General features: G+C 72.4%; 7 protein-coding genes and 1 tRNA gene. 3 read left to right on the top strand and 5 right to left on the bottom strand.

Annotated features, from left to right (window positions below):
• Positions 1 to 845, top strand: an 845-nt coding sequence (locus ACH0BZ_RS16155) for a hypothetical protein (RefSeq protein ID WP_406899755.1), incomplete at its 5' end; no start/stop codon positions are given.
• A gap of 124 nt (positions 846 to 969) precedes the next feature.
• Here the strand turns inward: ACH0BZ_RS16155 and ACH0BZ_RS16150 are convergent.
• From ACH0BZ_RS16150 to eno, 5 genes are all read right to left on the bottom strand, one after another.
• Positions 970 to 1043 (bottom strand) — tRNA-Leu (locus ACH0BZ_RS16150).
• A gap of 52 nt (positions 1044 to 1095) precedes the next feature.
• Positions 1096 to 2076: an exopolyphosphatase gene (locus tag ACH0BZ_RS16145; RefSeq protein WP_406899754.1), complete on the bottom strand. Its 981-nt coding sequence runs from the start codon at positions 2074 to 2076 to the stop codon at positions 1096 to 1098.
• Positions 2073 to 2642, bottom strand: a complete 570-nt coding sequence (locus ACH0BZ_RS16140) for a DUF501 domain-containing protein (protein WP_406899753.1) — start codon at positions 2640 to 2642, stop codon at positions 2073 to 2075. Before ACH0BZ_RS16140 ends, ACH0BZ_RS16145 begins: the two co-directional genes overlap by 4 nt.
• A 53-nt stretch (positions 2643 to 2695) precedes the next feature.
• Entirely contained in the window at positions 2696 to 3289 is a 594-nt protein-coding gene (locus ACH0BZ_RS16135; RefSeq protein ID WP_406899752.1) for a septum formation initiator family protein, read from the bottom strand.
• Between the two features lie 405 nt (positions 3290 to 3694).
• Positions 3695 to 4972 (bottom strand): phosphopyruvate hydratase, encoded by a 1278-nt coding sequence (eno, locus tag ACH0BZ_RS16130; protein ID WP_406899750.1) that lies wholly within the window; start codon positions 4970 to 4972, stop codon positions 3695 to 3697.
• A gap of 184 nt (positions 4973 to 5156) precedes the next feature.
• Here eno and ACH0BZ_RS16125 point away from each other — a divergent pair, with 184 nt between their 5' ends.
• Positions 5157 to 5954 (top strand): MerR family transcriptional regulator, encoded by a 798-nt coding sequence (locus ACH0BZ_RS16125; protein ID WP_406899749.1) that lies wholly within the window; start codon positions 5157 to 5159, stop codon positions 5952 to 5954.
• Complete coding sequence (locus tag ACH0BZ_RS16120) at positions 5951 to 6814, top strand: hypothetical protein (RefSeq protein WP_406899748.1); 864 nt, start codon at positions 5951 to 5953, stop codon at positions 6812 to 6814. Before ACH0BZ_RS16125 ends, ACH0BZ_RS16120 begins: the two co-directional genes overlap by 4 nt.
• The last annotated feature ends 78 nt before the right edge of the window (positions 6815 to 6892 follow it).

The following is a 6892-nucleotide window of genomic DNA, read 5'->3' as shown; positions in this document are numbered from 1 at the left end:
ATCTCCGGGCAGATCTGGTGACCGTCACCGGGCAGGTCTCAAGACCGCCCCTGGGCAGAACTCACTGGCCCTTGACACTTCCTGAGGTCGTCGCCGTGGTCTGTGACCTGAAGGGGTCCACCCACCTCGGGACCAACAAGCACGACAAGTCGACCGCCCGCATCTACAAGAGCAGCGTCGAGGGTGCGGTGCGCATCTTCCACGATTTCGAGGCGAACTTCATCGACATCCAAGGCGACGGCGGATTCGGCCTCTTCTGGGGCGACCGGGCCTACGAACGTGCCCTGTGCGCAGCCGTCACGATCCGCACCTTTAGTGACGATCTCGTGCAGCAACTGGAAAAACGTTGGCCGAAAGCGCCGGAGACGGGCTACAAGGTAGGCATCCACGCCGCTCGCACGCTGGTTAAGCGCATCGGCACACGCAAGGTCGTGAGCGAGCAGGAGGCAGTCTGGGCCGGGAAGCCGGTCAATTACGCCGCCAAGTGCGCGCAGGCGGCAGAGCGCCACCAGGTCATCGTCACGCAGGCAGTGTGGGAGAGGTTCAAGGCGAACGACTACATCGCCTTCAGTTGTGACTGCAACGACGGTCCGTCCGCTAACCTTTGGACGGATACGACCGTTGACCGTCTCCCGCAGGACGACCAGGCCGCCGTTGTCCTCAAATCAGGTTGGTGTGAGAAGTGCGGGCCGGAGTTCTGTGACGCCATACGAGCGGGGGAAACCCAGCGCGAGATCCCCGCCCACGTTCGGGGCGCGATCCAGAAAATGCGCATGCAAGAAGCCCTCGCTGCCAAGCGTGAGCGCGACGCACAGCAACGCAGCGCGTTGCGCGGCCTGCGCTGAGTCTCTGCCACTCAGCGCCTTACCCGAAGGAGAATCATGGCTGCCCCTCAGGCCGCGTGACTAACCGTGTCACCTAACCGTGCATCAGTCCCGCACAAACCCATTCACCGAGCAAGCGCCATCGTGCCCCCAGTCGGACTCGAACCGACACTGAAACGGTTTTAAGCCGTCTGCCTCTGCCAATTGGGCTATGGGGGCTTGCCGACCCCGCCAGAGCGGGACCGGGAGGCGCGCAGGGCGCCGGGTCGGGCTAGCCGGCCAGGCGGGTTAGCACCGACATCGCGATCCCGTCCAGGATGTCCTTCTCACTCACTGAGAGCTCGGACAACCCCGCGCGCTCTGCCATCACATCACACAGCGCCTGCACCACGATCGCGCCACCGCCGATCACGTCCGCCCGACCGGGGTGCATCGGCCCCAGGGCGCGACGCTCGGCGACCGGAGCGGCCACGAGCCGGGCGCACACCTCGCGCATCCGCTCCAGCGGGATCACGCTGCCGTGGATCCGCTCGGGATCGTACTCCCCCAACCCCTGTGCCAACGCGGAGAGCGTGGTGAACGTCCCCGCGACGCCCACCCAGCGGGCGGCCCGCCCCACGGGGACGTCACCGGCCTCGGCCAGGGCCTGCTCGATCACCGCCCGGGCCCGCGTCACCTCGGCGTCGGACGGCGGGTCCGAGTGCAGCACCCGCTCGGTGATCCGGACGCACCCCACGTCCAGGCTCCGGGCCCCCAACAGCCGCGCCTCGCCGTCGACCAGCTCCCCCACCACGATCTCCGTGGACCCGCCGCCGAGGTCGGTCACGACGAACGGGCCGTCGGCGGCGTCCAGGTCGGCCACGCCGCCGGCGAAGGTCAGCTCGGCCTCGGTCTGGCCGGTGATCACCTCGGCCGCGCCGCCCGGGAAGTGCTCCCCCAGGACGTCGGCGGTCATGTCAAAGAAGTCCACCTTGTTGGCTGCATCCCGCGTCGCCGAGGTGGCCACCATCCGCACGGCCCGGACGTCGTGCGAGGCCATGGTCGCCACGTAGTCGCGCAGCGCCGTGCGGGCCCGCGAGATCGCACCGTCCGAGATCCGCCCGGTGGCATCGACGCCCTCGCCCAGGCGGATGATCCGCATCTCGCGCACCACGTCGGTGAGCCCGGCCCGGCCGGGCACGCCCTCGGCCACGAGCAGCCGGATGGAGTTGGTGCCGCAGTCCACTGCACCGACGCGCACGGGCCCGCTCACGACTCAGAGGCCAGCGCGTAGTAATCCGGCATCCCCAGCTCCTCCGTCGTGGGCCAATCGGACGGCAACGCGGTCCCGCGCAGCCCGGCCTCGCAGGCAAGTGCCACGGACTCGTCGCCGAGCCGCACCACGCCCGGCCCCTCGGCCAGCGCGTAGGCCATCAGCACGTGCAGGCACTTGACCCGCTCGGGCATCCCGCCGCCGGAGAAGTCGGTGCCCAGGTCCTCGATCGCGTTGCGGTCGCGCAGGTACTTCTCGTGGGCCGCCTGATAGTTGGCGGCCAGCTCGGCGTCGGTGGCCAGCCGCGCCTGCATCGGGCGCATCACGCCGGCAGACTCCTGCCGGCTCGCCTCCGCGGTCAGCCTGGGATCGGTGAGGTAGTAGAGCGTGGGAAACGGGGTGCCGTCCTCGAGCCGCGGGGCGGTCTTCACCACCCCGGGGGTGCCGTCGGGGCTGCGGTACGCCACCGCCAGCACGCCGCGCGGCGGCCGGCCGAGCTGCGCCTCGACGGCGTCGAGGTCGGCCTGGGACACCTCGGTCTGCGGGGTGGCGGGCTGGTCGGTCACGGCGGGTGGATCCTCCTGGAAATGTCGGTACGGAAAAGCGGGGCGGGGCCGGCTCAGCCGCCCGGCTGCGAGGCGCCGACGCCGGGCACGTCCACCTCGGAGTCGGCACCCGGGACCTCGGGGCCGCCGGGAGCGGGACCCTCCGCCGGGGGCGGCAGCTCGGCGCCCAGGTCGTCCGGCAGGCTCGAGCCCTCCGGCATCACCGGATCCCGCGGCTCGGCGATCGAGTTCCACACCCGCGTCTGCCACGACTGCGCGGCCAGCTCGGCGGCCGCCTGCTCGGCCGCGGCTTTTTCCACCGGATCGACCTGCGACACGCGGTACGGGGTCTCCCCCGGCTTCACGGCGCCAAACCGGATGCGGGCCTGCTGCTCGATGTACGCCGGGTCGGCCAGTTGCCGCTCCTGCGCCTCCAGCTCCGCGATGGTCTTCTCCAGCGCCGCCCGCTCCTGCGCCACGGCCTTCTGGTCCGACAGGAACTGGTAGTGGTTGCGCAGCGGGAACGAGACGGTCACCAGCAGCACGATCGCGATCGCCGCCAGCAGCCCGATCCGCCGCGGCGTGTAGTTCCGCGGCCCCAGCACCGTCTCCGACAGGTCCGTGCGCGTGGTGAGCCGGTGCGCCTCCGGGTGTGCGGTGGTGCCCACCCGCCCGGAGGATGACGGCCGCGCCGCGGGGGCGGGCCGGTCCCGGTCACGGGCGGGCGTGCGGCGCTGAGGAGGTTGACGACGACCCGGATCGATCGCCTGACCGCCGGCCCGCTGCGGGGCGCGCCGGATCGGACCCGACGCCTCCCCCGGCCGACGAGGGGCCGAGCGGTCGCGACCGTCGTGGCGCCGCGAATCGCCGCCCCGACCCGACCCGCGTCGCGGATCGGAGGAGCGCGGTGGGCGTGCCATGCACCTGCTCCTTTCTCGCGAGGACGGGCCTCGTCGTCGTCACATCATTGCCTCCGGGGCCGAACGACGCCGACCCCCGGGGAACACGGGGCTCCCGGGGGTCGGCGCCGGCCCGGGCTGCTACGCGCCCAGACTACGTGCGGCGGTGGCGGATCAGGCGGAGAAGCGCGGGAAGGCCGACGCACCCGCGTACCGGGCGGCGTCGCCGAGCATCTCCTCGATGCGCAGCAGCTGGTTGTACTTGGCCACGCGCTCCGACCGGGCCGGGGCGCCGGTCTTGATCTGGCCACAGTTGCAGGCCACCGCGAGGTCGGCGATGGTCGTGTCCTCGGTCTCGCCCGAGCGGTGGCTCATCATGGTGGTGTACGTGTTGCGGTGGGCCAGGTCCACGGCGTCCAGCGTCTCGGTGAGCGTGCCGATCTGGTTGACCTTGACCAGCAGGGCGTTGGCCAGGCCCTTCTCGATGCCGTCGGCCAGACGCTGGGGGTTGGTCACAAAGAGGTCGTCGCCGACCAGCTGGACCTTGTCGCCGATCATGTCGGTGAGGGTCTTCCAGCCGTCCCAGTCGTCCTCGTCGAGCGGGTCCTCGATCGAGACCAGGGCGTACTTCTCCACGAGCTCGGCGTAGACGTCGGCCATCTCGGCGGCGGAGAGCTGGCCGCCCTCGAAGTGGTACTTGCCGTCGGAGTAGAACTCGGTCGCGGCCACGTCGAGCGCCAGCGCCACGTCCTTACCCAGCGTGTAGCCGGCCTTCTCGATGGCCTCCACGATGAGGTCGAGCGCCGCCGTGGTGGAGTCCACGGACGGGGCGAAGCCGCCCTCGTCGCCCAGGCCGGTCGACAGGCCCTTGTCCTTGATGACGGTCTTGAGCGCGTGGTAGACCTCCGTGCCCATGCGCAGCGCCTCGCGGAAGGTGGGCGCGCCGATGGGGGCGATCATGAACTCCTGGACGTCCACGCCCGAGTCGGCATGGGCACCGCCGTTGAGGATGTTCATCATCGGCACCGGCAGGACGTGGGCGTTGGCGCCACCCACGAAGCGGTACAGCTCGAGGCGGGCCGAGTCGGCGGCCGCGCGGGCCACGGCCAGGGAGACGCCGAGGATCGCGTTGGCGCCGGCGCTGGCCTTGTTGGGGGTGCCGTCGGCGTCGAGCAGGGCCTCGTCCACCACGCGCTGCTCGTCGGCCTCGAGGCCCATCACGGCGGGCGCGAGCACGTCCAACACGGCCTCCACGGCCTTGGTCACGCCCTTGCCGAGGTAGCGGTCGTCGCCGTCGCGCAACTCTACGGCCTCGTGGGCGCCGGTCGAGGCGCCCGACGGCACCGCGGCGCGACCGAACGAGCCGTCGTCCAGCAGCACCTCCACCTCGACGGTGGGGTTGCCTCGCGAATCGAGGATCTCCCGGGCTCCGACCTGCTCGATGATCGCCATCTGTGCTCCTTCGCCGAACGTCTGTGGGGTGTGGCTGGCTAGAGGCACGGCCGACCGGTGGCAGTGCCGGGAGCCATTGTTCCACGCCGCCGGACGCGGCGGAGCCGGGCGTGCGAGGGTCCACCCCGGGCGCGGGCCGCTCGGCGCTTGACCTTGTCACAGTGTCAGGGTTGAGGATGGAGCCATGAGAATCGGAGAGGTCGCCCGCCTGGCCCGGGTGAGCGCAAGGACGATCCGGCACTACCACCGCATCGGCGCCCTGCCCGAGCCCCCGCGCACGCCCGGCGGGTACCGGGAGTACGACGTCGCCGACCTGGTGCGCATCGTCCGGATCGCGTTCCTTTCCGACTCCGGCGTGCCCCTGCGGGACGTGCGCGCGCACCTCGACAGCTCGGCGTCCACCGACCTCGACGCCCTACGGGCCCACATCGACGCCCGCATCCAGCGGCTCACCTTGCAGCGGGCACGCCTGGACGCGATCGCCGAGCGCGCTGCCGCCGGCCTGCCGCCCGGACTGCTCCCCGCCGAGGTCGCACGCGCCCTCGACGCTTGTAGGGCCGACGCTGCGCGCCGCCCCGACCCCGCCGAGCTGCTCGCGCTGATCGACCGCGAGCGCGACCTGCTGGACCTGCTCGCTCTCTCCACCGACTTTCCCGAGGTCCTTGCCGAGTCCTACGCCCGGATCGGCAGCGAAACCGCTCGCCGCGCCGCCTACCTGGATCTACTCGCCGGCTTCCACGCCCTCGAGGGCCGGCCGGTCGCCGACGCGGAGGACGAGATCACCCGGCTCGCCGACACCCTCGCCGCCGACCCGGCGCTGCGCGTGTTGCTCGCCTCGCCGCCGCCCGGGCCCGACCACGACGCGGACGACGACTCCGCCGGGCCCACGCCCGAGCAGCTGCTCCCCGACCCGGCCCAGCGGGAGGTCGTCCGCCGGGTGCTCGCGGCCGCCGCCGCGGACGAGGGTGGGCGGGACCGATGAGGCGCTGGGTCCCGGCGATCGCGGCCCTCGTCGTCGTCGCCGACGCCGTCCTGCTGGCCACCGGGGTGATCGGCCGTGCGGCGGCCCTCGCCCTGTTCCTCGCGGTGGAGGTGCCGCTCGCAGCGGTGGTCGTCGCGGAGTACGTGCGGCGCTACCGCCACGCGCGCCGGGCCGCGCCCACGCGGCGGGCGGCGCTGTCCGCGCTCGCCGCCGACGACCCCTACCTGCGCCTCGCCTCCACCGAGGCCCGCACCCTCGCCTCGCTCGCGCGGTGGGTGGCGCGGCGGCCGGACGTCCCCGCCGGCGCCACCGCGATCGGGTACGCGCGCGGCACGCTCGGCGTCCCAGCGGCGCTCTCAGTCGCGGCGGCCATCGAGGTCGTGGCCGTGCACCTGCTCGTGCCGTGGCCGGTGACGCGGATCGTGCTCGACGTGCTCGGGCTGTACGGGCTCGTGGTGATCCTAGGCATGCTCGCCGGGCGCGTCGTGCGACCGCACCTGCTCACCGGCGACACGCTGGTGCTGCGCAACGGGCCGCACGTCTGCGCCCGCGTGCCGCTCGACGCGGTGGCCGCGGTGCGGCGCGACCGGCGGCTCTCGCCCACGGCCGCGGAGTTCGTCGAGGACCCCGGCCCGGGTGGCGCCGGCGCCGCGCCCGTGCTCGCCCTCGCCGGGCCCGACGGGACGGGCCTCACGCTGGACCTCGACCGCCCGGTGCCCGCGACGGCGCCCACGTTCCCGTGGCGCCGGCCGAACCCGCGAGACGTGCGGGAGGTCCGGCTGCACGTGGATGACCCCGGGACCGCCGCTCGCGCGCTGACGCAGGCCCCTGACCTGGGGCGCCCTACCCGGCCCGTCTAGGTGTACTGCCCAGGGAGGTTGTTTGATCTGGCTTCCCTGATGTGACGAGAACCTCCCGGCAGAGTGGAGCTGCTACCA

Source organism: Dietzia sp. 179-F 9C3 NHS (assembly GCF_045369825.1).
Taxonomy (GTDB): Bacteria; Actinomycetota; Actinomycetes; order Mycobacteriales; family Mycobacteriaceae; genus Dietzia.
The sequence above is the reverse complement of the archived record's forward strand: the minus strand, read 5'-3'. Positions and strand labels throughout refer to the sequence as shown.